Raw genomic sequence first — 25,438 nt, 5'->3', positions numbered from 1 at the left:
GGGGCGACCCGGCACAATTGAGCCCATGAGTTCTCCTGGGGGCGTCGGCATCGGCGGCCTGATGGTCGAGACCGAGGCCGATGTCGTACGCCGCCAGGCACTGCGCCGCATGCGCATCGTCGCCACCGGGCTCCTGGTCGTGGCCGCCATCGTCTATCTGCTGACCCTGGGTATGCACGGGTTCTGGGGGTTCGTGAACGCCGGCGCCGAGGCGTCCATGGTCGGCGCGATGGCCGACTGGTTCGCGGTCACCGCGCTGTTCCGTCACCCGCTCGGGCTGCCGGTGCCGCACACCGCGCTGATCCCGAAGCGGAAGGACGAGCTCGGCGCCAGCCTGGAGGAGTTCGTCCAGGACAACTTCCTGCAGGAGGAGACCATCCGCGAGCGGCTCGGCGTCGCGATGCCGTCGCTGCGGCTCGCGCTGTGGCTCTCCGAGGAGGCCAACGCCAAGCGGGTCGTCGACGAGGTCTCCACCGTGGTCGCCGACGGGCTCTCCCGGATCAGCAACCGGCACATCGTCGAGATCATCCAGGACGGGTTCGTGCCCCGCCTGCGCGAGGAGCAGATCGCGCCCCTCATCGGCGGCACGCTGCAGGCGGCGCTGGACGACGGCGTCCACCACGGCCTGGTCGACCTGGCGCTGGTCGAGCTGCACGGCTGGCTCGAGGAGAACGAGGAGATCGTCACCGAGGTGCTCGGCGAGCGCGCGCCCTGGTGGACGCCGCAGGTGCTGCGCGAGCCGGTGACCGCCCGCATCCACGTCGAGCTGGTCCGCTGGATCGCCGACATCCGCGACGACCCCGAGCACCGCGCCCGCAAGGCGATCGACACGATGCTCGCCGACCTCGCCGACAACCTGCAGCACGACGAGGCCACCATGGAGCGCGCCGAGCGGCTCAAGGAGCGCGTGCTCGACCACCCCGGCGTCATCAACACCGCCATCTCAATCTGGGACGCGCTGCGCCGCGCGCTGACCACCTCGCTGCGCGACCCCGAGGGCGTCGTCCGCCGTCGCGCCCTCGACGAGGTCGTCCGCTACGCCCAGAAGGTCGTCCTCGACGAGACCCTCCAGCGCCGCTACGACGCCCTCGCCTCCGACGTCGCCGTCTACGTCGTCAAGCGCTACGGCCGTGAGGCGACCACCGTCATCACCCACACCATCCAGCGCTGGGACGGCAAGCAGGCCGCCCGCCGCATCGAGCTCTTCGTCGGCCGCGACCTGCAGTTCATCCGTATCAACGGCACCATCGTCGGTGGCCTCGTGGGCGTCATCATCCACACCATCACCGTCCTGGTCTCCTGACCCGCCGAGGCGTCACGTACGTCGGGCGAGGCGTCACGTACGTCGGGCGAGACGTCACCGCGTGCCCTCTCGTCCGACGCGAGCGACCTCTCGTCCGACCGCAGCGACGCCTCGGCCTGCGCGGCTGACGCCTCGGCCGATATTTGTGACGCCTCGGCGAGCGGGGGAGGATGAGGGGGTGAGCGAGCCCTTCGACGTACCCATCACCGACGAGGTCATCCGCCTCGGTCAGTTCCTGAAGCTGGCCAACCTGGTCGAGACCGGCTCGGAGGCGCGCCCGGCGATCACCGCGGGCGAGGTGAAGGTCAACGGCGAGACCGAGCTCCGCCGGGGCCGCCAGCTCCGGGTCGGTGACGTGGTCGAGTACGCCGGTCAGGCCGCCCGGGTCTCCGACGAGGCCGACTTCGACGTCCCCTGGTGACCCCCGGCCGAATCGGTAGTTCCGGACGCCGAAAAGTGAGTTGTGGGCGACGAAACTGGAGTTTCGTCGCCCACAACTACATTCTCGGCCGCCACAACTACCGACTCGGCGGCCGCTTCTACAGAATCGGGTGGGTTACTTCTCGACCTTCACCAGGTCGCAGACGAAGATCAGGGTCTCGCCGGGCTTGATGACGGCACCGGCGCCGCGGTCGCCGTAGGCGAGGTGGGGCGGGATGACGAGCTGGCGGCGGCCGCCGACCTTCATCCCCAGGATGCCCTGGTCCCAGCCCTGGATGACCTGGCCGATGCCGACACGGAAGTCGAGCGGCTCGCCGCGGTTGTAGGACGCGTCGAACTCCTCGCCGGTGGACAGCGCTACGCCGACGTAGTGGACCGAGACGCGGTCGCGCTCGGTGGCCTCCTCGCCGTCACCGACGGTGATGTCCTTGATGACGAGGTCGGTCGGAGGGGTGGGGTCGACGAAGTCGATCTCAGGCTTCTGGCTCATGAGAAATCAGTCTACGTATCGAGTCTCGCTGGGGCACGCCGCCGCCGCGTCGGTCGTGTCGGTCGTCGCGGGATAGGTCGGGGTCATGCCGTCGGCCCGCTCGCGGCCGAGGTTCCACTCCAGCCAGTCGCCCTCGCGGTCGTTGGTGCCGAGCACGCAACCGCGCAGGTCGTCGGGGAGCTTCTCGAGGGCCGGCACCGCGTCGTCGCTGAGCCCGGAGAGGAAGTCGGTGTCGATCTTCCCGGTCTCCTCGTAGCGCGAGACGTTGTGCTCGGCGATCCAGGCGTCCGGGTTGATCGCCGCGATCCCGAGCAGCGCCACGGCGCCGCTGACCAGCGCGAACCGGCCGAGCCAGAGCCCGCCGCCGATCGCGCGGCCGACCACCGCGGCGACCAGCCCGGCGATCACCAGCAGACCCAGCCAGGCCTCGAAGACGTCGACGAGCAGGCGGAGCTGGGTGAAGCCGTACGCCTCCTGGTAGAGGTGCATCCGATACAGCGCCGACCCGACGACGACCAGCGCCTCGGCAGCCAGCAGCCCGAGCGCGACCCGCAGCCACAGCCGGTCGGCCACGGTCTCCACCGGGGCCTTGCGCGCCGCCGCCCAGATCACCAGCAGGGTCAGCGCGGTCGCCACGGTGAGCTGGCCGAACCCCTGGTGGACGTATTCGGCGTACGTCAGCCCCGTCGTCTCCCGCAGGTAGTCCTCGCCGCCGAAGACCGCGGTCGCCTGGGCGATCAGGAAGGCGGCGAAGACGGCGACGACGACACCGACCGGGGCCAGCCACTCGTAGCGGTTGGCGACGGGCTGGGACGTACGCTCGCTGCGGTCGATCCGGGGCGGGTTCACGGCCAGGTAGGCGGCGCCCATCACGACCCCGAAGACGAACACGGTCATGAAGATCCGAGCCGCGAAGGTGTCGGGACGTACGTCCGGAACGAACCGGTCGACCCAGCTGCCCAGCACCGCGTCGGCGGTGGTGAACAGCAGCCCGAAGATCACCAGCCCGAGCAGCGAGAGAACCGTGGTGCGCGCGACCGCGGCTCCGTGACCGTGTCCGGAGACGCTGGTCAGCGTACGGCCCAGCCACGGGATCCCACGGAGACCGGCCAAGGGCCAGGAGATCCCGGTCAGCACGATCCCGAGCAGCGTCTTGGCTCCGGTCGAGGCGCAGAGGATCACCGCGATCGCGGTGAGCAGGCACAGGACGACGATCCACTCGGCGTCGCGGAACACCGCGACCGAGGAGAGCAGCGCGAACAGCACGTAGCAGACGATCGAGAACCAGCTGCGACGTCGCTCGCCCGCCAGCATCACGACCCCGCCGGCCGCGAGCAGCACGATGACCGTCCCGAGCCCGGCATTGCGGTCGGGGATCAGCAGCCCGCCGAGCAGGCCGGCGACCACAGCGCCGATGAAGAGCCCGAACCTGCCCGCGACACCGGAGTCGGGCCAGTAGGTGCCGAAGATGTCGTCGAGGACGGACGGGGTGGCGTAGGCGGCCTTGGGGTCCGTCGTGGGCGCGTCGACCGACGGGGAGGGTTCGGCGGGCTGGGCGGGTTCGGCCGCCGGGGGAGTGGTGGGCATCTGGCTCTCCTCGTGGGTGGGGGTGAGATGACTGGTGATGGGACGTGCGGGTGGCCGCAGCGGAAGGTCGACACGCACTCGGGCGCCGGCGGCCCCGGGCAACGGGTCGAGAAAGGCGATGGAGCCGCCGTGCAGGTCGGTGACCCACCGGGCGATGGCGAGCCCGAGCCCGGTCCCGCCGCCCTCGGCGGAGGCACTGAGCGTGCCGAAGGGCTCGAAGACGCGACCCCGGTCGGCGGCCGGGATGCCAGGCCCGGAGTCGAGGACCTCGAGGTGGTAGCGATCGTCGTCGAGACCGGCGCGCACGACCACCACGCCGTCGCGCGGACTGTGCCGGGAGGCGTTGTCGAGCAGGTTGACGACGAGCTGGCTGAGCCGATCGGCGTCGGCCTCGACGACAAGAGAGTCCGGCGCGTCGATCTCGTAGGTGACCGGCCGCCCGTTGACCCGTGCCTCCGCGACGCAGGCCTCCAGCAGCGGTGCGAGCTCGACAGACGACGTGCTCAACGGCGCCTTGCCGGCATCGACGCGCGCCAGGTCGAGCAGGTCCTCGACGAGCCGGCTCAGGCGCTCGGCCTGGCCGAGCGCGGTCTCGAGCGCAGCCGGGTCGGACCCGACGCCGTCCACGAGGTTCTCCAGCACGACGGTGAGAGCCGCCAGCGGCGTACGCAGCTCGTGGGAGACGTTGGCGACCAGATCGCGGCGCTGGCGGTCGACCGCGCCGAGATCGCTGGCCATCGTGTTGAACGCGCGGCCCAGCTGGCCGACCTCGTCGGCCCCGCCGGCGGGCACCGAGACCGAGTAGTCGCCCCGGGCCATCCGGCGGGCCGCGATCGTCATCTGCCGCAACGGCGAGGTCATCCCGGCGGCGAGCAGCTGGGTGACCGCGAGCGCGATCCCGATCGTGACCGGGATCGAGATCCACGGGGAGACCCCGGTGATCCGTCCGACGGAGGCGACCACCGCCGCCACCAGGGCGCTCGCCGCGACCAGCAGGCCGAGCTTGACCTTGATCGAGGAGACCCGTTCCAGCGGAGTCATTCCCCGGCCTCCAGCGCGTAGCCGACCCCGTGCACGGTCCGGACCCGCGCGGACCCGATCTTGGCGCGCAGCCCCTTCACGTGGCTGTCGACGGTGCGGGTCCCGGAGGCGTCGTTCCAGCCCCAGACCTCGGCGAGCAGCCGCTCGCGGGTGACCACGGCGCCGGGGTCGGCGGCCAGGCAGACCAGCAGGTCGAACTCGGTCGGCGTGAGCCTGACCTCGGACCCGTCGACCCACACCCGTCGCGCCGCCGGGTCCATCCGCAGCCCGCCGATCTCAGCCGTACGCCGCGGCGCCCCGGCCAGCTCGGCCGCCCGCTCCACGCGCCGCAGGAGCGCGTTCACCCGGGCCACCAGCTCGCGCGCCCGGAACGGCTTGGTCAGGTAGTCGTCAGCCCCGACGCCGAGCCCGACCAGCACATCGGCCTCGTCGACACGGGCGGTGAGCATGAGCACCGGCACGGGGCGTACGGCCTGGATCCGGCGGCAGACCTCGAGGCCGTCGTAGCCCGGCAGCATCACGTCGAGGACGACGAGGTCCGGCGAGGTCTCCTCGAAGCAGGAGACGGCGCCCGGCCCGTCCCACGCCCGGACGACGTCGTATCCCTCGGCGGTGAGCCGGTCCGAGACGGCCTGGTTGATGACCGGCTCGTCCTCGACCACGAGAACCCGGCGCGTGGCGGTCACATGTTCTGGCACACGCTCAGGCTAGAAGCCGGAGCGGCCGGAAAGGCTGCAGAAGTTGTGAAGGTCCTGTGCAGACCTGTGGAACGGCCTTACGTCTGGTGGACGTACGCCTCGAGCTGGTCGCGCTCGAAGGCGAGCTGGTCGATGCGGTGCTTGACCAGGTCGCCGATGCTGACGATGCCGACCAGGGCGCCGTCGGCGACGACCGGCATGTGCCGGATCCGGCGCTTGGTCATGATGCCCAGGATCTCGTCGATGGTGGCGTCGGGGGCGCAGGTCTCGACCTCGGCGGTCATGATCGAGGAGACCTCGGCGGCGAGCAGCGCGTCGTTCTCGTGGAGGCGCCGCACGACGTCGCGCTCGGAGACGATCCCGGCGACGGCCGCGCCGTCGCTGCTGACGACACAGGCCCCGATGCCGTGCTCGGCGAGCACCCCGAGCAGGTCACGCACGGTGGCGGTTGATGCGATCGTGACGACTTCTGCGATCGCCTTGCGAGTGAGTACGTCCGCGATCTTCATGCATCAACGGTAGCGGCTGTGACTCGCGTCACGCCAGAGGTTCGTGTGACGGTCTACTCGCTCGCCGGACGACGGAACGCGGTGACCGACCCGGGCTGGGCGGCCGGCCAGTCGGCGTCGTTGTTGCCGTCGGGGAGCCCGCCCAGGAAGGAGAGCACCGCGTCGTGCAGGTGGCCGTTGGTGGCCAGCGCGTTGCCGCCCCACGGCCCCGGGTCGCCGGCCAGCGACGTGAAGGACCCGCCGGCCTCGCGCACGATGATGTCCAGCGCGGCCATGTCGTAGACCTCGAGCTCCGGCTCGACGGCGATGTCGACGGCACCCTCGGCGACGAGCATGTAGGACCAGAAGTCGGAGTAGGCGCGGGTGCGCCAGCAGCTCCGCATCAGCGCCAGGAAGTCCTCGAGCCGCTCGCGCTCCTCCCAGCCGTGCAGCGAGGAGTAGGACATCGAGGCGTCCTCCAGGCGGCGTACGTCCGAGACCTGGCAGCGCGTCGACTTCATCAGCGACTTGCCGGTGTGGGCGCCCTGACCCTTCGCCGCCCACCAGCGCCGCCCGAGCTGGGGCGCGGAGACGACCGACATCACGACCTCGTTGTCGACCGCGAGCGCGATCAGGGTGGCCCAGACCGGCACCCCGCGCACGAAGTTCTTCGTCCCGTCGATCGGGTCCACGATCCAGCGCCGGCTGGAGGAGCCGGAGGACCCGGACTCCTCACCGGTGATCGCGTCGCGCGTCCGCGCGCGGGAGAGCGTGCGCCGGATGGACTCCTCCACGGCCTTGTCCGCGTCCGAGACGGGGGTCAGGTCGGGCTTGGTCATCACGTGCAGGTCGAGCGCCTTGAACCGCGACGTCGACAGCGAGTCGGCGTCGTCGGCCAGCAGGTGCGCCAGCCGCAGGTCGTCGTTGTAGTCAGGAGTGCTCGCCACGAGGCATCACTCTAGTGGCTCCCGCTCCGCAGCGAACCCTCCCCTGGTAACCGGTTGCCCACGAAAACACCGCCCAGGGCATGGGAAGTCGCCCCAGGTCAGAGCGCGTACGCCGGCACCGACCGCGCTTCGAGCAGACGACGGAACGACGCGACCCGCTCGGGATCGAGGCTGCCGGCCTCGATCGCCGCGTCCAGACCGCACTCGGGCTCGTCCGCTGCGTGGGTGCAGCCGCGCGGGCACTCGGCCGTCGCCTCCTCCAGGTCGGGGAAGGAGACGATGAGCCGTTCGGGCTCGACGTGGGCCAGCCCGAACGTACGGATCCCCGGGGTGTCCACGATCCAGCCCGCGTCGTCCGGCAGCGGCAGCATCAGGGCCGAGGTGGACGTGTGCCGTCCCCGGCCGGTGACCGCGTTGACGTGCCCCACCTCTCGCCCCGCGTCGGGGACGATCGCGTTGACCAGCGTCGACTTGCCCACGCCGCTGTGGCCGAGCAGGACCGACGTACGCCCGTCGAGTTTGTCGCGCAGTGCCGTCATGTCGCCGCCCCGCTGGGTGACCACCCACGGCACCCCCAGCGACCGATAGGTCGAGACCAGCGACTCCGGGTCGGCCAGATCGGCCTTGGTGATGCACAGCAGCGGGTCGATGCCCGCCTCGTAGGCGGCCACCAGCGCGCGGTCGATGAACCCGGTGCGCGGCTCGGGGTCGGCGATCGCGGTGACGATCACCAGCTGGTCGGCGTTGGCGACCACGACCCGCTCGACGGGGTCGTCGTCATCAGCCGTACGCCGCAGCACCGTCTCCCGGGGCTCGACCTCGACGATCCGGGCCAGTGCGCCCTCCGCACCCGAGGTGTCGCCGACGACCTTCACCCGGTCGCCCACGACGACGCCCTTGCGGCCGAGCGGGCGGGCCTTCACCGCCCACACCTCGACGTCGGGGACGTCGTCCATGACCAGTGTGAACCGGCCACGGTCGACCGTGATCACCCGCCCGAGGTCGGCGTCGTCGTAGCTGGGCCGGTCCTTCGTCCGCGGGCGGGTGCGGCGCCGGGGGCGGTCGTAGTGCTCGACGTCCTCGGTCCCGTAGCGCCGCTGTGCCTTCGCCATGTCGTCAGAAAAGGTCTGCCCAGAAGGGCGCGAAGTCGGTGAAGGTCTTGGACGTGGTGGTGATGTTCTCGACCAGGACGTCCTCGACGGCGGCGCCGATGATCACGCCGGCGTGGGCCATCCGGTGGTCGGCGTAGGTGTGGAACACCCCGCCGTGAAGCGTCGCCGGCCGGATGGTCAGCCCGTCGGGGTGCTCGGTGACGTCGGCCCCGAGAGCGCCCAGCTCCCGGGCGAGCGCGGCGAGCCGGTCGGTCTCGTGGCCGCGGATGTGGCCGATGCCGGTCAGGTGCGAGGGCGTCTCCGCGAGCGCGCAGAGGGCCGCGACCGCCGGAGTGAGCTCGCCGACGTCGTGCATGTCCAGGTCGATCCCGGTGAGCCGCTCGGGCCCGGTCACGGTGAGCCCGTCGTCGCCCACCTGCACCTCGCAGCCCATCAGCGCGAGCACCTCGCGCAGCTGGTCGCCCGGCTGGTCGGTGGCCTGCGGCCAGTCACGCACGGTCACGGTCCCTCCCGAGACCGCCGCCAGCGCCAGGAAGGGGGCCGCGTTGGACAGGTCCGGCTCGATCGTGCGGTCCAGGGCCTTGATCGGCCCCGGCGCCACGGTCCAGCGGTTGGCGTCGCCACCCGATGACGGAGCGTCGACCGCGACGCCGTGCTCGCGCAGCATCGCGACCGTCATGTCGATGTGGGGGAGCGAGGGCACCGGCTTGCCGTCGTGGCGGATGTCGATGCCCTGCTCGTAGCGCGCCCCTGCCAGCAGCAGCGCGCTGATGAACTGGCTCGAGGCCGAGGCGTCGACCACCACGGTGCCGCCGGGCACCGAGCCGGCGCCGCGGATGGTGAACGGCAGCCCGTCACCCTCGATGTCCACGCCGAGATCGCGAAGCGCGCGCAGCACCTCGCCGACCGGCCGCTTGCGCATGTGCGGGTCGCCGTCGAACGCGATCGTGCCGGTGGAGAGCGCGGCCACCGGAGGTACGAACCGCATCACCGTCCCCGCCAGCCCGCAGTCGACCTCGGCGTCGGCGCCGAACGTCCCAGGCGTCACGACCCAGTCGTCGCCTGAGGTGTCCACGTGCGACCCCAGCGATGTCAGTGCTGCCGCCATCAGCAGCGTGTCGCGCGACCGCAGCGCACGACGTACGACACTCGGCCCGTCCGCGATCGCGGCCAGCAGCAGCGCACGGTTGGTGAGCGACTTGCTTCCGGGCAGCGACACCGTCGCCGTCACCGGACCCTGTGCACGGGGAGCCGGCCAGGGGTCGGCCGGTCCGTTGGCAGGGTCAGCGGCACGGTCGGTCGTCGTAGTCACAGGTCCAACTTTAGAGGTTCTGGGAGCTGAGGCGGCCGTCGGTCACCGGGGATGGAACCGGCGATGGGCTCACTCGATCCCGAGCGCCTTCAGGAAACCCTTCCAGGTCAGACCGCCGGACACGGCCCCACGCTCGACCTCGGGCGTCTCGTCCGGGTCGGCGCTGTCGCTGGGCTCGTCGGGGTCGTCGGGGTCGTCGGGCAGCGACGGGCTCTCGCTGGGAACGCTCGGCGTGCTGGGCACATCTGACGGAGTCGGCACCTGGGGCACGTCCGGAGCGGTCGGCGGCGTGGGCACCTGCGGCACGTCGGGAGTGGTCGGTGGCGTCGGCACCTGCGGGACGTCCGGGGTCTCGGTGGGAGTGGGCGTCGGGGTCGGCGTGGGCTCCTGGCCCGCGGACCCGGAGACGGTGCGGTGGTTGTTGCTCGCGTCGCTGTCTTCGTAACCGTCCGGCACGATGCGGGCCTCGAAGGTCCACGTCTCGCCCGCCCTCGGGATGAAGTTGACCTGCGCCGCGGTGCCGTCACCGGTCAGCTCGCACTCGTAGGAGTAGGTGCTGCCCGTCGGCGGGGGAGCGAAGGTGCCACAGGCCTGCCAGCCGAGGTAGGCCGGCTCCAGGCCCGTCACCGTGATCACGAGGTTGGTCGACCGACCCGCTGCGGTCTCGGGGAGGCCGGAGACCTCGGCGGTGGCGGCCACGTAGCTCGTCCACCCGGCCAGGCCGAGGAACGTCGCACCGAACCCGCCGCCCTGCTGGGTGGCGCTAACCTCGACTTTTGGGTCGTGCTTCGGAGCATCCTCGAAGGTCACCTCCACAGCACCGACGTCCTTGCCGCCGTGGCCGTCCGAGATCCGATAGGTGAAGGTGTCGCCGGCGCCGTCGTAGCCGGGGGTCATCGTGTAGGCGACCTTGCCGTCGACGATCTCGGCGCGGCCGTGCGCAGGCTGGTCCACAATCTCGACCAGTTCGAGGGTGTCGTCGTTGTCGTCGGTGTCGTTGGCGAGTACGTCGATGGTGCCCTGCGCCGTCGACGGCTGGTTGCCGTTTCCGTTGCCGTTGTTGCCCTGGCCGTTGCCGTTCGACCCGGGGGTCCTGGCCAGGGTCGCGGCGTCGCCGGTGGCATTCGGGTCGGCGTTGGGCGTGGTGACGTCGACGGTGCCGGCGACCTCGCCGCCGTTGCCGTCGGTGAGGACGTACTCGATCGTGTCGGTCCCGCGCCAGCCCTTGTCGGCGGTGTAGGTGACCGTGGTGACCGGCTCGTCGGCCATCCGCAGGCCGCCGAAGATCATGCCGCTGGGGCCGCGGCCCTTGCCACCCGAGGACGTGCCGCCCACGGTGACGGCGCCGTGGGCGGGGGCGCGGACGTTGGCCTCCTTGACCGAGAGCGAGTCGCCGTTGGCGTCGGTCGCGCCCTGGGTCAGGTCGATGACCGCCTTGCCGCCCGGAGCGACCTGCACCTCGGGCAGCGGCGAGGTGATGACCGGCGCCTCCTGGGTCTGCGCCGGGGTGGTGTCGGCGGGTTGGTCGGCGGGAGGTGCGGCCGGCGGGTCGGCAGGAGGTGCGGTCGGCGGGTCGGCGGGCGGAGCGGCAGGCGGAGCGGCGGGAGGAGCGGCGGGAGGAGCCGCAGGTGCCGGGTCGGCGGGTGCCTCCGCAGCGGGCTCCTCCGCGGCCGGCACCTTCGGAGCAGGGTCGCCACCGGTGAGCACCAACCCGGCGGCCACGGCCGCGGCGGCCGCGACACCGGCACCACCCGCGACCGTACGTCCCACCGGATCGCCCAGCACCCAGTCCCTGACCCGCCCGAAGAAGAGCACGACACCGCCCTTGGCGGCGACACCGCCACCGACGGCGAGGTAGCCCGCGCCCGCGGTGCCGAGCAGGGCCGGAGCGAGCCAAGCACCCATCCCGGAGTTGACCTCGGTGAGCTCGAGGTAGATCGCGGTGCACGGACGGCAGTCCTGCAGGTGGTCGTCGACCTTCTTCGCGTCGCGCTTGGACAGGCCGTTGCGGATGTAGGCGCCGAGGTTGGCGCGGGTGGTGGCGCAGGCCTCCTCGACGGCGTCCTGCGCGTGCATCGAGATGAAGGCCTGCTTGAGGCCCTCACGGGCCCGGTAGGCGAGCGCGGAGACCGAGTTGGCGGACATGCCGAGCATCGGCGCGATCTCGGCCGGCTTCTGGCCCTCGACCTCGGTGTGCCACAGCACCTGCTGCCAGCGCTCGGGGAGCTGCTGGAACGCCTTGGCGGCGGCCTGGTTGTCGAAGCCCGACACCGCGGTGTCCTCGAAGGGCACGCCCGGGTCGAAGGGCGTCAGGTCGTCGGTGGTGGTCAGCTTCGAGGCGGCCCGGATCTTGTCCACGTGGAGCCGGCGCAGCGAGGTCAGCAGGTAGGCGCGGAACGCCAGGTCCGGGCCACCGCCCCTCTGCAGCACGTTGAGCACCTTGGCGAACGCCTCGGAGACGAGGTCGTCGACGTCTCCCTGGGACACCAGCTGACGGGCGAGGCGGCGAGCGGCCTCGACATGGCGCTCGAACAGCGTCCCGTACGCATCCAGGTCGCCACCGCGGACGGCGGTGATCAGCTCGGCGTCGCCAGGGGCGTCGAGGGTAGGTAGGGAGGTGGGGGTCGTTTCGCTCACGGCACCAGAGACGTTAGAAGGACGGAGGTATGACGCGGCTTGCGCCGACGGAAGACATGCGTTGTGCTAACGACTGCGGCGGCCCGCACGTCACGCCCCCTTCCCGGGATCGGACAACAAGTTGGAGAAAACCCGGAAAAGGTGGGTCTCTATCGCGTCATGCTTGCCGATTTCGCCCGTCACGTCCACGTGGGCGCGCAGGAGATCGGCGCACGCACCACTGTATCCATCGACCGACGATTTCGAACGAGGAACCACAGCAACGTCAGGAAACACGAGGAAAGAGGTGAGTCGTGCGGCTGTTCTCCCGGGGTTGGCGTGCGCGTGCGTCCACCTCGCCTGAGACCACAGAGCTCTCCGAGGAGCAGCGGGCGGCGCTGCCGTCGCGGTTCGAGGCTGTCGCAGAGGCGCTTGCCGAGCGCAGCAGCTATGTCGCCGAGGCCTGCTGGGTGGTCGGTCACGATCTCGCCGAGATCGGCGTACCGCTCGGGGAGAGCCTCGAGGACCTCCGGCTGACGACGCAGACCGTCCACAGCCGCGACCCGGCCTTCGCCGAGGTGCACGCACTCTCCGTCGCCTGGAGCGAGGCGACGCTCGGCTACCTGCACACGATCTCCTGTGCCGACCCGCTCACGGGCCTCTCCACGCTCGCCCACGTACGTGAGCGCATCTCGGACCTCTACCGCGAGGCCAAGGCGTGCAGCCACGCGCTGGTCGTCACCGACGCCCACGTCCCGGGCGCCGGCGGGCAGACCGACAGCATCGCCACCGCCCGCCGGATGTCGCTGCTGGGCCAGACGGCCCGCACGGTCTTCGCCGGTGCGGCCGCCGTCGGTCAGGTCGGTCACAGCCGGATGGTCGTGGTGGCCCCGCGCGACGAGACGCTGGTCAAGCGGCTCGGCCTCCTCAAGCGGATGGTCGAGCACAGCGCCGACCGGATCTGGATCGAGGGGCTTCCGGAGAACGACAGATCGGCAGGCTTCCTGCTCGACGAGCTCGCCCGCGGAGCCTCGTAATACCTGGAAACAGCACCGTCCGGCGGCGCTAAGGTGAACGTATGTGCGGTCGTTACGCGTCCAGCCGCCAACCCGACGAGCTGGCCGAGGAGTTCGAGATCGATGAGCTGCGCCTGCAGGAGCCGCTCACCGAGAGCTACAACGTGGCGCCGACCGACCAGGTCTACGCCGTCCTCGAGCGCCCGCCGCACGAGGAGAACACCTCCAGCGAGCGGCAGCTCCGTTCCGTACGTTGGGGTCTGGTTCCCTCCTGGGCCAAGGACGTCAAGATCGGCAACCGGATGATCAATGCCCGGATGGAGACGGTGGGCGAGAAGCCCGCCTACCGCCGGGCCTTCGCCAAGCGCCGCTGCCTGCTGCCGGCCGACGGCTACTTCGAGTGGTACGCCACGGAGGCCAAGGACGCTCCGCGAACTGCCTCGGGCTCCGCTTCGGCCAAGGGCAAGCCCCGCAAGCAGCCCTACTTCATCACCCCGAAGGACGGGGGAGTGCTGGCGATGGCCGGGCTCTACGAGCTGTGGCCCGACCCCGCGAAGGACGAGGACGATCCCAGCCGCTGGCTGTGGAGCTGCACGGTGATCACCACCGAGGCGGAGGACTCCCTGGGCCGGATCCACGACCGGATGCCGCTCATGGTCGAACGCGAGCGCTGGGACCAGTGGCTCGACCCGACCCGGCCCGGCGACGTGGACCTGCTGACCCCGGCGGCGCCGGGCCGGCTGGAGGCCTACCCGGTCTCGACGCTGGTGAGCAACGTACGCAACAACGGCCGTGAACTCATCGAGCCCCTGCCGCTCGAGGAAACCTGGTGATGACATGGGTGGAACCACGACGCAGATGATCGACACGCCCTACGGAGAAGGACGGCTCTACACCCGCCGGGCGCGACGACCACAGGCGACGCTGCTGCTCTCCCACGGCGCCGGCAACGGGATCGACACCCACGACCTGATGGCGCTCAACGACGCGCTGCCGGCCCAGGGGATCACCGTGGTCCGCTTCGAGCAGCCCTGGCGCGTCAAGGGGAAGCCGGTTGCCACGCCGCCGAAGTCCCTCGACGCCGCGCTGACGCTGGCCGCCAACTGGATGCGGGTGCGTACGCCGCTGGTGGTCGGAGGTCGCTCCGCCGGTGCCCGCTCGGCGGTCCGCACGGCGCGCGGGTTCGGGGCCGCGGGAGCGCTCTGCCTGGCCTTCCCGCTGCACCCGGTCAGCAAGCCCCAGGTCTCACGCGCCCACGAGCTGCTGGAGGCGAGGGTGCCGACGCTGGTGCTGCAGGGCACCCGCGACAGGTTCGGCAGGCCCGAGGAGTTCCCCGAGGGGATCGAGGTCACCCCCATCCCGGGCGCGGACCATTCCCTCATCGTCGGCAAGCGGGGTCCGGTCACCCAGGCCGACGCCGACGCGATCCTGGTCGAGTCCACCCTGGAGTGGCTGGTTCGCGAGGTCATCGCCTAGCCGCCCGTTCTGCGGGCGAGCACGACCGAGTGATTTTCAGCGCGCGCCGTGCTTGCCGGCGCTAGGGTTTACCACGTGGTAAACGCTCCCCGACTGCGCAGCCAGGACTGGTTCGACAACCCGGCCAACCCCGCGATGACGGCGCTCTACATCGAGCGCTACATGAACTGGGGCGTGACCCGGGAGGAGCTCCAGTCGGGCAAGCCGGTGATCGGCATCGCTCAGACCGGCTCGGACCTGGCGCCCTGCAACCGCCACCATCTCGGGCTGGCACAGCGCGTACGCGACGGGATCCGGGAGATGGGCGGGATCGCGTTCGAGTTCCCGGTGCACCCGATCCACGAGATGGGGAAGCGGCCGACGGCGGCGCTGGACCGCAACCTCGCCTACCTCGGTCTCGTGGAGGTCCTCTACGGCTATCCCCTCGACGGGGTGGTGCTGACGACCGGGTGTGACAAGACCACGCCGGCGTGCGTGATGGCGGCGGCCACGGTCGACATCCCGGCGATCGTGCTGTCAGGCGGGCCGATGCTCAACGGCTGGCTCAAGGGCGAGCGCATCGGCTCGGGCACGATCATCTGGAAGGCGCGCGAGATGCTCGCGGCGGGGGAGATCGACGAGGCGGAGTTCACCGAGCTGATCGCGTCGTCGGCGCCCTCGCCCGGCCACTGCAACACCATGGGCACCGCCGCCACGATGAACAGCCTGGCCGAGACGCTCGGGATGAGCCTGCCCGGCTCGGCGGCGATCCCGGCGCCGCACCGTGATCGCGGCCGGGTGGCCTACCTGACGGGCCGGCGCATCGTCGAGATGGTGCACGAGGACCTCAAGCCCTCCGACATCCTGACCAGGGACGCGTTCGAGAACGCGATCGTCGTCAACTCGGCGATCGGAGGCTCCACCAACGCTCCGGTCCACATCAACGCGATCGCCCGGCACATCGGGGTCGACCTCGGCATCGAGGAGTGGGAGAAGATCGGGCACCCGGTCCCGCTCCTGGTCGACATGCAGCCCGCCGGCAGGTTCCTCGGCGAGGAGTTCCACCGCGCGGGTGGGGTGCCGGCCGTCGTCCACGAGCTGATGCGTCACGGGCTGATCCACGAGGATGCGCTCACGGTGAACGGACGGACCATCGGCGAGAACTGCCGCGACACGGTGAGCGAGGACCCCGAGGTGATCCGCGGCTTCGACGACCCGCTCGTGGAGCAGGCCGGCTTCATCGTGATGACGGGGAACCTGTTCGACAGCGCGATCATGAAGACCAGCGTGATCTCGGACGAGTTCCGGGAACGCTACCTCTCGGACCTCGAGCACCCGAACGTGTTCGAGGGCCGCGCGATCGTCTTCGAAGGGCCCGAAGACTACCACGCCCGCATCGACGATCCGGCGCTCGAGGTCGACGAGGGGTGCATCCTGTTCATCCGTGGCGTCGGCCCGATCGGCTATCCGGGCTCGGCCGAGGTCGTCAACATGCAGCCTCCCGCCGCGCTCATCGAGCGGGGCGTGCACTCGCTGCCGTGCGTCGGCGACGGCCGCCAGTCCGGTACGTCCGGGTCGCCCTCGATCCTCAATGCCTCGCCCGAGGCCGCCGCCGGTGGAGGCCTGGCGCTGCTGCGTACCGACGATCGGGTCCGGATCGACCTCAACACGGGACGGGCGGACATGCTGGTCACCGACGAGGAGCTGGCCGAGCGGCGCGAGGCGCTCGGGGAGTTCCCGGTGCCGGAGTCGCAGACGCCGTGGCAGGAGATCCAGCGGTCCATGGTCGGCCAGCTCGCCGACGGCATGGTCCTCGAGCCCGCGGTGAAGTACCAGCGCGTCGCGCAGACCAAGGGCACCCCACGCGACAACCACTGAGGAGCAGACGATGCACCTTGTCCGATACGACAGCGGGAACGGCCCCCGGGTCGGCGTGCGCCGGGACGACTCGATCACCCCGGTGAGCGGCGTCGGGTCCATGGCCGACCTCCTCGCGATGCCCCACGACGAGCTGCGGGCCACCGTCGAGTCCGCCTCCGCGGCGCCGGTCCCGGTCGCGTCCGCACGCCTGCTCGCCCCGCTGGACGGCCGGGCCGAGCTGTGGTGCGCGGGTGTCACCTACGCCCGCTCGCGCAGCGCCCGGATGGAGGAGAGCGCCGAGCAGTCGGTCTACGACAAAGTCTACTCCGCGCAGCGGCCCGAACTCTTCCTGAAGGCACCGGCCTGGCGCCTGGTGACCGACGGCGAGCCGGTCGGCATCCGGGCCGACTCCGGACACGACGTACCCGAGCCGGAGCTCGCCGTCGTGGCCAACGCCCACGGCGAGGTCGTCGGCTACACGGTCTGCAACGACATGAGCTCCCGCTCGATCGAGGGCGAGAACCCGCTCTACCTCCCCCAGGCCAAGGTGTACGCAGGTGCAGCAGCGCTCGCGACAGGCATCAGGCCGGCGTGGGAGGTCCCCGACGCCACCGACCTCGCCATCACCCTGGTGGTCCGGAGGGGCGGACGTGAGGTCATCGCCGCGGAGACGTCGTCCGACCAGCTCGTGCGTCCGATCCAACAGCTCGTCGACCACCTGTTCGCCGCCAACGACTTCCCCGACGGTGCGGCGCTGGCCACCGGCACCGGGATCGTCCCCGACATGGACTTCAGTCTTCAGCCCGGCGACGTGGTGGAGATCGAGGTCGCGGAGGTCGGCAGGCTCGTCAACCGGGTGGAGGCCGGGAAGGAGCCCTTCGCGTGGCTCAACCGTTGAGTGCCTGAGCCGTCGCGCCGGGCTTCCGTGACGAGGCCTCCGCTGCCCCGGAAGCGGTCCCGCCGGAGGACTCCCGCACGATGACGTCGAAGGCAGCCTTGTGCAGGCGGGCCGGCCGCGACGACCCCGCGCCCCACTCGATGCGCTCGACGAGCATGCCGACCGCCGTCTCCGCGATCTCGGCGCGGCCGGGGTCGATGCTGGAGAGCGAGGGCATGGTGAGGTGGCTGATGGTGATGTTGTCGAAGCCGATCACGGCCACGTCGTCGGGCACGACGCGCCCCGCTTCGCCGAGAGCCCGGAGAGCACCGAGCCCGAGCGCGTCGGTCAGGGTGAAGATGGCGTCGAACTCCAGCCCCGACTCGATCAGCAGCCGGGCCGCGTCGGCGCCGTCCTCCGGATGCCAGGGCGCGACGACGCGCTCGAGCCGTGGGTCGTGCTCGATACCGGCGGCCGCCAGCGCCTCCCGGTAGCCCTGGATCCTCAGGTTCGAGGGCCCCATCACGCGGGTCTCGTCGTCCGGGTGGGCGCCGATGACGGCGATCCGCCGGCGCCCCTGCGAGATCAGGTGCTCGACGGCTGCGCGGGCCGCGCTGACGTTGTGCATCGTCACGTGGTCGGTGGGTCCACCGAAGATCCACTCGCCCAGCATGACCATCGGGAAGTCGACGTACGCCAGCAGGTCGCGGTCCTCGGTGCCGAGTCGCTCCGGGCTGAAGAGCAGGCCGTCGGTCTGGGGGAGCCCGTGGGTGAGGAGCTCGATCTCGTGCTCGCGGTCGCCGCCGAGCTGTCCGACGATGACGCTCAGCCCGCGCTTGGCCGCCGCCGCGATCACCGCGTCGGCCAGCTCGGCGAAGTAGGCCTGCCTCAGCTCGGGCACCGCCAGTCCGATGACGCCGGTGCGGCCCGAGCGCAGGCCGCGCGCGGAATGGTTCGGCCGGTAGCCCAGCTCGGAGATCGCCTGCTGCACGCGGGCACGCGTGTCGGGGTGCACGTTCGGATGGTCGTTCACCACGTTGGACACGGTCTTGGGCGAGACGCGGGCCAGGATCGCGACGTCGCGCATCGTCACAGCCATCGTCGCCTCGTGTTCCCTCGTGCCCCCGGTTCAGGGGCAGCCTACATCGGTGTTTCGCGCCGGCCCCCGCCTGCCCTTTCCCACACTCCGTGTGGCGAATGTCACGTTCGGGTCTTGACAGGGTCTGGCCGCAGGACAAGGATATGCGCTGATTACCACGTAGTAAATCCGCTGGTGAGAGACGTACATCGTCGTAAACCGGTGGTGATGCCCCCACCCGCGTGTGATACCTCAGCGAAGAGGAGTCTTCATGGTCGTTCTCCGGCGGCTGCTGTACTCGCAGAGGGCGGCGCCCTATCTCTTCATCGCGCCGTTCGTGATCACGCTGCTCGCCTTCTGGCTGCTCCCGCTCGCGCGCACCTTCATGCTGAGCACCCAGGAGGTGGTGTTCGGACAGGCCGCCTTCATCGGTCTGGACAACTACCAGCGGCTCTGGGAGGACCGGCTCTTCTGGAAGGCGATGTTCAACAGCGCCCGCTACATGGTGCTGACCATCGCGCTCCTGATCCCAATCCCGCTGGTGCTGGCGGCGCTCATCAACTCCAAGATCGGCAGCGACCGCGTCAAGGCGGTCTTCAAGGCCTCGATGTTCGTGCCGGCGCTGACCTCCGTCGTGGTCGCCGGGATCATCTTCCGGCTGATGTTCGCCGAGACCGGCACCGGGCTGATGAACCAGATCGTCGGGCTGTTCGGCCTCGACCCGGTCCGGTGGCTCCGCATCGACACCGGCGGGCTGATCGCCCTGCTGGCACTGGCGATGTGGCGCTGGACCGGCGTCAACATCCTCTACTTCCTCGCCGGGATGCAGTCCATCCCGGAGGAGTACTACGAGGCCGCGACCATCGACGGGGCCAGCAGGCTGCAGCAGTTCTTCCACATCACCCTGCCCAACCTGAAGCCGACCATCGTCTACGTCACCACCATCAGCGTGTACGGCGGTCTGGCGATGTTCCTGGAGAGCTTCATGCTCTACCGCGGCAACTCCTCGCCCAACGACCAGGGGCTGACGGTGATCGGCTACCTCTACCGGCGGGGGATCGAGCAGAACGACCTGGGCTTCGCCTCCGCGGTCGGTATCGTGCTGGTCGTGGTCATCATGGCCATCAACCTGACCTTCCTCACGCTCAGCGGAACGTTCAAGAAGGAGAGCGCCCGATGAGCGCCGAGCGGTCGCCCCGTACGAAGGTCCAGCTGCCCTACTGGCTCCACGGCTCGATCCAGACCACGTTCCTGCTGGTGCTGACCCTGGTCGTGCTCGCGCCGCTGCTGATCATGTTCGTCGCGACGTTCCAGGACGGCAACGACGTCATCCGGCGAGGACTCTCCTTCGACATCGATCTCGGCTCGCTGTCGCTGGACAACTACGTGATGCTCTTCACCGACTCCGGGCCGTACTTCCGGTGGTTCGCCAACTCGATCCTGCTCACCGTCGTACAGGTGGCCGGGACGCTGCTGGTGAGCTCGTTCGTGGCCTACGGCTTCGCGGTCTACGACTTCAAGGGCAAGACCGCGATGTTCATCGCCGTGCTGCTGCTCATGGCCGTGCCGTTCGAGATCATGATGCTCCCGCTGTACGTCCTGGTGAACGACGTCGGCCTGGACGACTCCTACTCGGTGATCGTGCTGCCGTTCCTGGCCGCCTCGGTGACGATCTTCTACTTCCGGCAGTACTTCCTCGGCATCCCCAAGGACCTGCTCGAGGCGGGCCGCATGGACGGCGCCACGGAGTTCGGCATCTTCTTCAAGATCGTGGTGCCGGTGGCGAGACCGGCGTTCGCGGCGATGGCCATCCTCAACGGGATGATCATCTGGAACAACTTCCTCTGGCCGCTGCTGGTGCTGCGCTCGGAGTCGAAGTTCACCCTCCCGATCGGGCTCAACACCCTGCTCACCCCGCATGAGAACAACTACGAGCTTCTCATCATCGGATCCATGTTCTCGCTCCTTCCCGTCCTGGTGCTTTTCCTGCTGTTCCAGCGGTTCTTCGTCGCTGGGATGACGGCCGGGGCGCTCAAGGGGTGACCCCTTGTACAAACCTCACAGATGGAGAGAACCATGACGACAAGGCGGAGAATCACCTCGTTACTCGCCGCAGGGCTCGCCGCGACGCTCGCGCTGAGCGCCTGCGGCGGATCCGAGGAAGAAGGCGGGCCCGACGCCCAGGGCCGCACCAGCATCGAGATGTGGGTGTTCGCCGAGCTGCACGGCACCTACTACGAGGCGATGGCCGAGGCGTGGAACGAGAAGAACCCCGACAAGGAGATCAAGCTCGACGTCACGGTCTTCCCGTACGACGAGATGCACAACAAGCTCCAGCTGGCGGTGAACTCGGGCAAGGGGCTCCCGGACGTCGTGGACATCGAGGTGAACAAGTTCTCCAACTTCGTCTCCGAGGACGGACGTACGCCGCTGGCAGAGCTGTCCGAGGCCGCCGAGCCCTACCAGGACGACATCGTGCAGGCCCGGATGGACCTGTACAACCGTGAGGGGAAGCAGCTCGGCTTCCCGACCCACGTCGGTGCCCAGGTTGCCTTCTACAACGTCCCGTTGATGGAGAAGGCCGGGGTCGACTACAAGACCATCAAGACCTGGGACGACTTCAAGGCGGCCGGCGCCAAGTACAACAAGGCGACCGGCAAGTCGTTCGGCATCGCCAGCACCGACACCAACATCGTGCAGCCGCTGATCATGGCGCAGCTCGGCGGGAACCTGTTCGACGAGGACGGCAACGTCACCGTCAACAGCCCCGAGGTCGTGGAGGCTGTCGAGATGCTGCAGGACATGCAGAAGGCTGGCGCGCTCTCGACCATCCCGGGTGGCAGCCCGGACATCGAGGAGGCCTACGGCCCCATCAACGACGGCGAGTACGCGGCCGTCGTCTACCCGGCCTGGTACACCTCCCGGTTCGTCGACTACATGCCCGACCTGGCCGGCGACATCGCGATCGCACCGGCGCCGATCATCGAGGGCGGTGAGGTCGCCACGATCGGTGGCGGCGGCACCGGCACCGCGGTGATCGACAGCTCCCCGGACAAGGAGTTCGCGATGGAGTGGCTCGCCTTCGCGAAGCTGTCGCCGGAGGCCAACGTCGCCGTCTGGGAGGAGCTCGGCTTCGACCCGGTGAACATGTCGGTGTGGGAGGACAAGGAGGTCACCCACAACCCGGAGAACAAGTTCAACAAGTACTTCCGGACCAACCTCTTCGACGTGCTCAACGAGGTCAAGGGCGACATCGGCCACTTCGAGTCCTTCGCGGACCCGAACCTGCCCAAGGTCGACGAGGTGTTCACGACCAGCACGTACAACCAGATCTTCGGGGACGGCGTCCCGGCCAAGCAGGCGCTGGACCAGGCGCAGGCCGATCTGGAGAACCAGCTCAAGTAGCCGCGAACGATCCCGGGCGCCGGACGGATGCCGGCGCCCGGGACGCCGCTGCCCAGACCAGAGAGAGGTACCCATGGAGAACGGCAAGCTGACGATCGATCCGGCGTTCACCGTCGCCCCCGTCAACAGGAGGATCTTCGGGTCGTTCGTGGAGCACATGGGGCGATGCGTCTACGGCGGCATCTTCGAACCGGGGCACCCGACGGCGGACGAGGACGGCCTGCGCGGGGACGTACTGGATCTCGTACGTGAGCTCGGGGTGACCGCTGTCCGCTACCCCGGGGGCAACTTCGTCTCCGGCTACAAGTGGGAGGACGGAGTGGGCCCGCGCGACCAGCGGCCGACCCGCCTGGACCCTGCGTGGCGGACCGTCGAGACCAACGCGTTCGGGCTCAACGAGTTCATGACCTGGGCGCGGAAAGCCGGTATCGAGCCCATCATGGCGGTGAACCTGGGCACCCGCGGTCTGGCGGAGGCGATCGAGCTGCTCGAGTACGCCAACCACCCCGGCGGGACCGAGCTGTCCGAGCGTCGTATCGCGCACGGCGCCGACAAGCCGCACGACATCCGGATGTGGTGTCTCGGCAACGAGATGGACGGCCCCTGGCAGCTGGGCCACAAGACCGCCGAGGAGTACGGCCGGCTGGCCAAGGAGGTGGCCGGCGGCATGCGACAGTACGACGCCGACCTGGAGCTGGTCGCCTGCGGCAGCTCGGGCCGCTCGATGCCGACCTTCGGCGCGTGGGAGGCGACGGTGCTCGAGCACACCTACGACGTCGTCGACTTCGTCTCCGCGCACGCCTACTACGAGCTCGAGGGCGACGACGTCGCCAGCTTCCTCGCCTCGTCGGTCGACATGGACCTCTTCATCCGCGAGGTCGTCGCGACCGCCGACCACGTCGGGGCGAAGCTCTCCTCGCCGAAGCGGATCAACATCTCCTTCGACGAGTGGAACGTCTGGTACCTGAAGAAGTTCCAGCAGGAGGGCACCCCGGAGGAGTGGACCTCCGCCCCTCGGCTCAGCGAGGACGCCTACACGGCGCTCGACGCCGTCGTCGTCGGCTCCCTGCTCATCACGCTCCTCAAGCACAGCGACCGGGTCACCGCCGCCTGCCAGGCCCAGCTGGTCAACACCATCGGCTCGATCAGGTGCGAACCCGGCGGGCCGGCGTGGCGGCAGTCGATCTTCCACCCGTTCGCGCTGACCGCGCGGTTCGCGCAGGGGGAGGTGCTCGAGCCGCGGGTGGTCGCTCCGACGATGGCGACCGCCAAGCACGGTGACGTCTCCGTCCTCGACGCCGTGGCGACCCACGATCCGGACAACGGCCGGGTGGCGGTGTTCGTCGTCAACCGGCACCCGTCGGAGTCCGTGGCCTTCTCCACCGACGTGCGCCACTTCGGCGACGCGGAGCTGGTCGAGGCGACGGTCCTGGGTGGCGAGGACCTGTACGCGGTGAACAGCATGGAGGACCCCGACCGGGTGGTGCCGAGGACGTTCGACTCGGCGAAGGTCGTGGGCGGCGCGCTCGAGGCCGAGCTGCCGCCCGCCTCGTGGAGCATGTTCGTCCTGCAGACGTCCTGATGTAGCCGGCGGCCGCCTGCAGGGATCCCTGACAGCAGGGAATGTTTGGCGGCCGCCGCGGTGTTCATGAAGCATGACCATCCTCCTCGAACGCCCTGCGGAGATCGTGGCGCCGATGGGCGCCCCGATGCTCACGCGCGTACCCTGGGACGTGATGAGCGACAACAACGATGAGGTCGACCTGGCCACCGAGACACCCGAGGAGCGCGCGCTGCGCTTCGAGCGGGACGCGCTGCCCTTCCTCGACCAGCTCTACTCGGCCGCGATGCGGATGACCCGCAACCCGTCCGACGCTGAGGACCTGGTGCAGGAGACGTTCGCGAAGGCGTACTCCTCCTTCCACCAGTTCAAGCCCGGCACCAACCTGAAGGCCTGGCTCTACCGCATCCTCACCAACACCTTCATCAACACCTACCGCAAGAAACAGCGCCAGCCGCAGCAGTCGATGTCCGAGGACGTCGAGGACTGGCAGCTCGCGCGCGCCGAGTCGCACACCTCGACCGGCCTGAAGTCTGCGGAGATGGAGGCCCTCGAGCACCTGCCCGACTCCCAGGTCAAGGACGCCCTGCAGCGTCTTCCGGAGGAGTTCCGGCTCGCTGTCTACCTCGCCGACGTCGAGGGATTCGCCTACAAGGAGATCGCCGAGATCATGGAAACCCCGATCGGCACCGTGATGTCGCGGTTGCACCGCGGCCGGCGCCAGCTGCGCGATCTTCTCTCCGACTACGTACGCACCAACGATCTCACCGGCGCTCGTGGAGGTGCGTCATGAGTGCCCACAAACACGACGCATCTCCCAGCGACTGCGCGGACTTCCTCGAGCAGATCGTCTTCCTGATCGACAACGAGCTGGCCGAGCCGGACGCCGACCAGGTCAAGCGCCACCTGCAGAGCTGCAACCCCTGCCTGGAGACCTACGACCAGCAGCGCATCGTCAAGGCGGTCGTGGCGCGCTCGTGCACCGAGGTCGCTCCCGGTGAGCTGCGCGCGAAGATCATGGTCCAGATCCAGGAGCTTCGCACGAAGTCCTGACCCGGCCACAGACGCGACGAGAGCCCCAGCCGATCGGCTGGGGCTCTCACGTCGTCTACAGCTGTGTTCAGCTGTTGGGGCGCTTGCCGTGGTTCGCGCCCTTCTTGCGGCGCGCGCGGCGCTTGCGGCCGGTCTTGCCCATGATGATCTCCTCCATTGGGGTACGTGGACCCCGAGGGGCCTCGGCACAGTCTCTCAAACCCAGGTGGGTGAGAGCCAATTCAGGTCAGGTAGGGGCGGTTCGAGTTCTTCAGCGCCGCGACCACGACCAGCAGCAGGTCGCCACGGATCTGCGGGGTGTCGTTGCTGAGCGCGAGCTGGATGTAGAGGGCCCGCAGGAAGGCCTCGGCGTTGCCGGTGAGCAGGAACGGGTCACGGTCGGGTGTCTCCGGCGTGGCGGTGGCGACGGTGACGATCCGGTTGATCCACGGCTCCATGATGTTGAGCGGGACCAGGTTGCGGCGCAGCACGGACATCGTGGCCGCCGCCAGCCGGTCGGGCTCGCCGTGGGAGTAGATGGTGTCGCCGCGGGCCAGCACCCGGTCGGCGACGACGTCGAGGATCACCGTCAGCTCGGGCTTGCCGAGATGCTCGGAGGCGGCGAGGGTGCCCAGCGCGTCGGCGCCGCGGGCGACCGCGTGCGCCCAGCCGCGCTCGGGGACGAAGGCGCGCAGGTCGCGCTCGCGCAGCAGCCAGGTGGCGATCCGGTCGCCCCACTCCAGCACCTTCTCCGCGGGCACGAGCGAGCGGGCGTTGTCGCGGGCGATGCACTCGGCCAGGGCCTCGACCGAGGACGCCCGGCGGAAGACGCCGTTGTTGCCGGAGTCGCCGAGCCCGACCACGAGACCGGCGGCCATCCCGTCGCCCAGCCCCGCGAGCAGGTCGTCGTAGACACCGCGCTGGATCCACGTCGACAGGGCCGGCACGGCCAGCCCGCTGCGTACGTCCGGGTCGGGGTCGCCGAGCATCCGGGTGAGCTCGATGGTGAGGTCGCCCAGGGGCCGGTCCGTGGGTACGGCGAGACCGGTCGAGTGAACCTCCCGCCAGTACGCCTCCGACATGGGGAACATCCTGCCAAACCCCGCCGCGCGTGGACAT

The 25,438-nt window shown here is 69.8% G+C and carries 24 protein-coding genes; 13 read left to right on the top strand and 11 right to left on the bottom strand.

The annotated features are described in order from the left end of the window. The first annotated feature begins 25 nt into the window (after positions 1-25). Together ACWZJV_RS07740 and ACWZJV_RS07735 are read left to right on the top strand one after the other, a co-directional pair. Positions 26-1,303, top strand: a complete 1,278-nt coding sequence (locus ACWZJV_RS07740) for a DUF445 domain-containing protein (protein ID WP_008362042.1) — start codon at positions 26-28, stop codon at positions 1,301-1,303. Between the two features lie 178 nt (positions 1,304-1,481). Next, positions 1,482-1,724, top strand: a complete 243-nt coding sequence (locus ACWZJV_RS07735) for an RNA-binding S4 domain-containing protein (protein ID WP_008362043.1) — start codon at positions 1,482-1,484, stop codon at positions 1,722-1,724. 135 nt (positions 1,725-1,859) lie between these two features. Here ACWZJV_RS07735 and ACWZJV_RS07730 read toward each other — a convergent pair whose 3' ends face one another. From ACWZJV_RS07730 to ACWZJV_RS07695, 8 genes are all read right to left on the bottom strand, one after another. Further along, the gene (locus tag ACWZJV_RS07730; protein WP_008362044.1) at positions 1,860-2,234 is read right to left on the bottom strand and encodes an FKBP-type peptidyl-prolyl cis-trans isomerase; all 375 of its coding nucleotides are present in this window, start codon (positions 2,232-2,234) and stop codon (positions 1,860-1,862) included. 6 nt (positions 2,235-2,240) lie between these two features. Next, complete coding sequence (locus tag ACWZJV_RS07725; protein ID WP_457180902.1) at positions 2,241-4,862, bottom strand: DUF4153 domain-containing protein; 2,622 nt, start codon at positions 4,860-4,862, stop codon at positions 2,241-2,243. Then, on the bottom strand, positions 4,859-5,560 hold the full coding sequence (locus ACWZJV_RS07720; protein ID WP_040756491.1) for a response regulator transcription factor: 702 nt from the start codon (positions 5,558-5,560) through the stop codon (positions 4,859-4,861). Before ACWZJV_RS07720 ends, ACWZJV_RS07725 begins: the two co-directional genes overlap by 4 nt. 77 nt (positions 5,561-5,637) lie before the next feature. Next, a complete protein-coding gene (locus ACWZJV_RS07715; RefSeq protein ID WP_008362047.1) occupies positions 5,638-6,069 on the bottom strand; it encodes a CBS domain-containing protein in 432 nt (143 codons plus the stop codon). 53 nt (positions 6,070-6,122) lie between these two features. Next, positions 6,123-6,995: an inositol monophosphatase family protein gene (locus tag ACWZJV_RS07710; protein ID WP_008362048.1), complete on the bottom strand. Its 873-nt coding sequence runs from the start codon at positions 6,993-6,995 to the stop codon at positions 6,123-6,125. A 98-nt stretch (positions 6,996-7,093) separates the two neighbouring features. Further along, the gene (rsgA, locus tag ACWZJV_RS07705) at positions 7,094-8,107 is read right to left on the bottom strand and encodes a ribosome small subunit-dependent GTPase A (RefSeq protein WP_457180899.1); all 1,014 of its coding nucleotides are present in this window, start codon (positions 8,105-8,107) and stop codon (positions 7,094-7,096) included. A gap of 4 nt (positions 8,108-8,111) precedes the next feature. Then, entirely contained in the window at positions 8,112-9,419 is a 1,308-nt protein-coding gene (gene aroA / locus ACWZJV_RS07700; RefSeq protein WP_457180897.1) for a 3-phosphoshikimate 1-carboxyvinyltransferase, read from the bottom strand. 69 nt (positions 9,420-9,488) lie between these two features. Further along, positions 9,489-12,056: a sigma-70 family RNA polymerase sigma factor gene (locus ACWZJV_RS07695; RefSeq protein WP_457180895.1), complete on the bottom strand. Its 2,568-nt coding sequence runs from the start codon at positions 12,054-12,056 to the stop codon at positions 9,489-9,491. Between the two features lie 293 nt (positions 12,057-12,349). On the opposite strand from ACWZJV_RS07695, the gene ACWZJV_RS07690 reads away from it, so the two are divergent. From ACWZJV_RS07690 to ACWZJV_RS07670, 5 genes are all read left to right on the top strand, one after another. Further along, the gene (locus ACWZJV_RS07690) at positions 12,350-13,072 is read left to right on the top strand and encodes a hypothetical protein (protein WP_457180893.1); all 723 of its coding nucleotides are present in this window, start codon (positions 12,350-12,352) and stop codon (positions 13,070-13,072) included. A 41-nt stretch (positions 13,073-13,113) separates the two neighbouring features. After that, positions 13,114-13,884, top strand: coding sequence for an SOS response-associated peptidase (locus ACWZJV_RS07685; protein WP_457180891.1), 771 nt, complete (start codon positions 13,114-13,116; stop codon positions 13,882-13,884). Positions 13,885-13,888: 4 nt separating this feature from the next. After that, a complete protein-coding gene (locus tag ACWZJV_RS07680) occupies positions 13,889-14,527 on the top strand; it encodes an alpha/beta hydrolase family protein (protein WP_008362060.1) in 639 nt (212 codons plus the stop codon). Between the two features lie 75 nt (positions 14,528-14,602). Then, positions 14,603-16,384 carry an IlvD/Edd family dehydratase gene (locus ACWZJV_RS07675; protein WP_457180889.1) on the top strand — a complete coding sequence of 594 codons (1,782 nt, stop codon included), beginning with the start codon at positions 14,603-14,605 and terminating at the stop codon, positions 16,382-16,384. Between the two features lie 10 nt (positions 16,385-16,394). Then, entirely contained in the window at positions 16,395-17,264 is an 870-nt protein-coding gene (locus ACWZJV_RS07670; RefSeq protein ID WP_457180887.1) for a fumarylacetoacetate hydrolase family protein, read from the top strand. Here the strand turns inward: ACWZJV_RS07670 and ACWZJV_RS07665 are convergent. Further along, positions 17,254-18,342, bottom strand: coding sequence for a LacI family DNA-binding transcriptional regulator (locus ACWZJV_RS07665; protein ID WP_231380185.1), 1,089 nt, complete (start codon positions 18,340-18,342; stop codon positions 17,254-17,256). The two genes, ACWZJV_RS07670 and ACWZJV_RS07665, sit on opposite strands and share 11 nt — an antisense overlap. Positions 18,343-18,592: 250 nt before the next feature. On the opposite strand from ACWZJV_RS07665, the gene ACWZJV_RS07660 reads away from it, so the two are divergent. The 6 genes from ACWZJV_RS07660 to rsrA all read left to right on the top strand — a co-directional run bounded on the left by ACWZJV_RS07660 (position 18,593) and on the right by rsrA (position 24,340). After that, positions 18,593-19,501 carry a carbohydrate ABC transporter permease gene (locus tag ACWZJV_RS07660; RefSeq protein ID WP_457180884.1) on the top strand — a complete coding sequence of 303 codons (909 nt, stop codon included), beginning with the start codon at positions 18,593-18,595 and terminating at the stop codon, positions 19,499-19,501. Continuing rightward, on the top strand, positions 19,498-20,364 hold the full coding sequence (locus ACWZJV_RS07655) for a carbohydrate ABC transporter permease (protein WP_457180882.1): 867 nt from the start codon (positions 19,498-19,500) through the stop codon (positions 20,362-20,364). The genes ACWZJV_RS07660 and ACWZJV_RS07655 overlap by 4 nt, the downstream gene beginning before the upstream one ends. Before the next feature lie 33 nt (positions 20,365-20,397). Then, positions 20,398-21,726, top strand: a complete 1,329-nt coding sequence (locus ACWZJV_RS07650; RefSeq protein WP_457180880.1) for an ABC transporter substrate-binding protein — start codon at positions 20,398-20,400, stop codon at positions 21,724-21,726. Positions 21,727-21,799: 73 nt separating this feature from the next. After that, positions 21,800-23,308, top strand: a complete 1,509-nt coding sequence (gene arfA, locus ACWZJV_RS07645) for an arabinosylfuranosidase ArfA (RefSeq protein WP_457180878.1) — start codon at positions 21,800-21,802, stop codon at positions 23,306-23,308. A gap of 127 nt (positions 23,309-23,435) precedes the next feature. Then, a complete protein-coding gene (locus ACWZJV_RS07640) occupies positions 23,436-24,080 on the top strand; it encodes a sigma-70 family RNA polymerase sigma factor (RefSeq protein ID WP_269210709.1) in 645 nt (214 codons plus the stop codon). Beyond that, positions 24,077-24,340 carry a mycothiol system anti-sigma-R factor gene (gene rsrA, locus ACWZJV_RS07635; protein ID WP_008362072.1) on the top strand — a complete coding sequence of 88 codons (264 nt, stop codon included), beginning with the start codon at positions 24,077-24,079 and terminating at the stop codon, positions 24,338-24,340. The genes ACWZJV_RS07640 and rsrA overlap by 4 nt, the downstream gene beginning before the upstream one ends. A 67-nt stretch (positions 24,341-24,407) precedes the next feature. Here the strand turns inward: rsrA and ACWZJV_RS07630 are convergent, their stop codons facing one another. Continuing rightward, positions 24,408-24,482 carry a 50S ribosomal protein bL37 gene (locus ACWZJV_RS07630; RefSeq protein ID WP_370249596.1) on the bottom strand — a complete coding sequence of 25 codons (75 nt, stop codon included), beginning with the start codon at positions 24,480-24,482 and terminating at the stop codon, positions 24,408-24,410. 79 nt (positions 24,483-24,561) lie between these two features. Then, positions 24,562-25,401 carry a DUF2785 domain-containing protein gene (locus ACWZJV_RS07625; protein ID WP_457180875.1) on the bottom strand — a complete coding sequence of 280 codons (840 nt, stop codon included), beginning with the start codon at positions 25,399-25,401 and terminating at the stop codon, positions 24,562-24,564. Positions 25,402-25,438: the final 37 nt, after the last annotated feature.

Source organism: Nocardioides sp. WG-D5 (assembly GCF_054031175.1).
Note: the sequence above shows the minus strand (reverse complement) of the source record. Positions and strands in the feature narration are given on the sequence as shown.

Excerpts from the sequence above, each read along its gene's own strand:
- ACWZJV_RS07680 (WP_008362060.1), top strand. The coding sequence starts at position 13,889 with ATGGGTGGAACCACGACGCAGATGATCGACACGCCCTACGGAGAAGGA.
- ACWZJV_RS07730 (WP_008362044.1), bottom strand. The coding sequence starts at position 2,234 with ATGAGCCAGAAGCCTGAGATCGACTTCGTCGACCCCACCCCTCCGACC.
- ACWZJV_RS07685 (WP_457180891.1), top strand. The coding sequence starts at position 13,114 with ATGTGCGGTCGTTACGCGTCCAGCCGCCAACCCGACGAGCTGGCCGAG.
- ACWZJV_RS07640 (WP_269210709.1), top strand. The coding sequence starts at position 23,436 with ATGCTCACGCGCGTACCCTGGGACGTGATGAGCGACAACAACGATGAG.
- ACWZJV_RS07660 (WP_457180884.1), top strand. The coding sequence starts at position 18,593 with ATGGTCGTTCTCCGGCGGCTGCTGTACTCGCAGAGGGCGGCGCCCTAT.
- rsrA (WP_008362072.1), top strand. The coding sequence starts at position 24,077 with ATGAGTGCCCACAAACACGACGCATCTCCCAGCGACTGCGCGGACTTC.
- ACWZJV_RS07740 (WP_008362042.1), top strand. The coding sequence starts at position 26 with ATGAGTTCTCCTGGGGGCGTCGGCATCGGCGGCCTGATGGTCGAGACC.
- ACWZJV_RS07715 (WP_008362047.1), bottom strand. The coding sequence starts at position 6,069 with ATGAAGATCGCGGACGTACTCACTCGCAAGGCGATCGCAGAAGTCGTC.
- ACWZJV_RS07725 (WP_457180902.1), bottom strand. The coding sequence starts at position 4,862 with ATGACTCCGCTGGAACGGGTCTCCTCGATCAAGGTCAAGCTCGGCCTG.
- ACWZJV_RS07650 (WP_457180880.1), top strand. The coding sequence starts at position 20,398 with ATGACGACAAGGCGGAGAATCACCTCGTTACTCGCCGCAGGGCTCGCC.
- ACWZJV_RS07665 (WP_231380185.1), bottom strand. The coding sequence starts at position 18,342 with ATGGCTGTGACGATGCGCGACGTCGCGATCCTGGCCCGCGTCTCGCCC.
- ACWZJV_RS07655 (WP_457180882.1), top strand. The coding sequence starts at position 19,498 with ATGAGCGCCGAGCGGTCGCCCCGTACGAAGGTCCAGCTGCCCTACTGG.
- rsgA (WP_457180899.1), bottom strand. The coding sequence starts at position 8,107 with ATGGCGAAGGCACAGCGGCGCTACGGGACCGAGGACGTCGAGCACTAC.
- arfA (WP_457180878.1), top strand. The coding sequence starts at position 21,800 with ATGGAGAACGGCAAGCTGACGATCGATCCGGCGTTCACCGTCGCCCCC.
- ACWZJV_RS07625 (WP_457180875.1), bottom strand. The coding sequence starts at position 25,401 with ATGTCGGAGGCGTACTGGCGGGAGGTTCACTCGACCGGTCTCGCCGTA.
- ACWZJV_RS07670 (WP_457180887.1), top strand. The coding sequence starts at position 16,395 with ATGCACCTTGTCCGATACGACAGCGGGAACGGCCCCCGGGTCGGCGTG.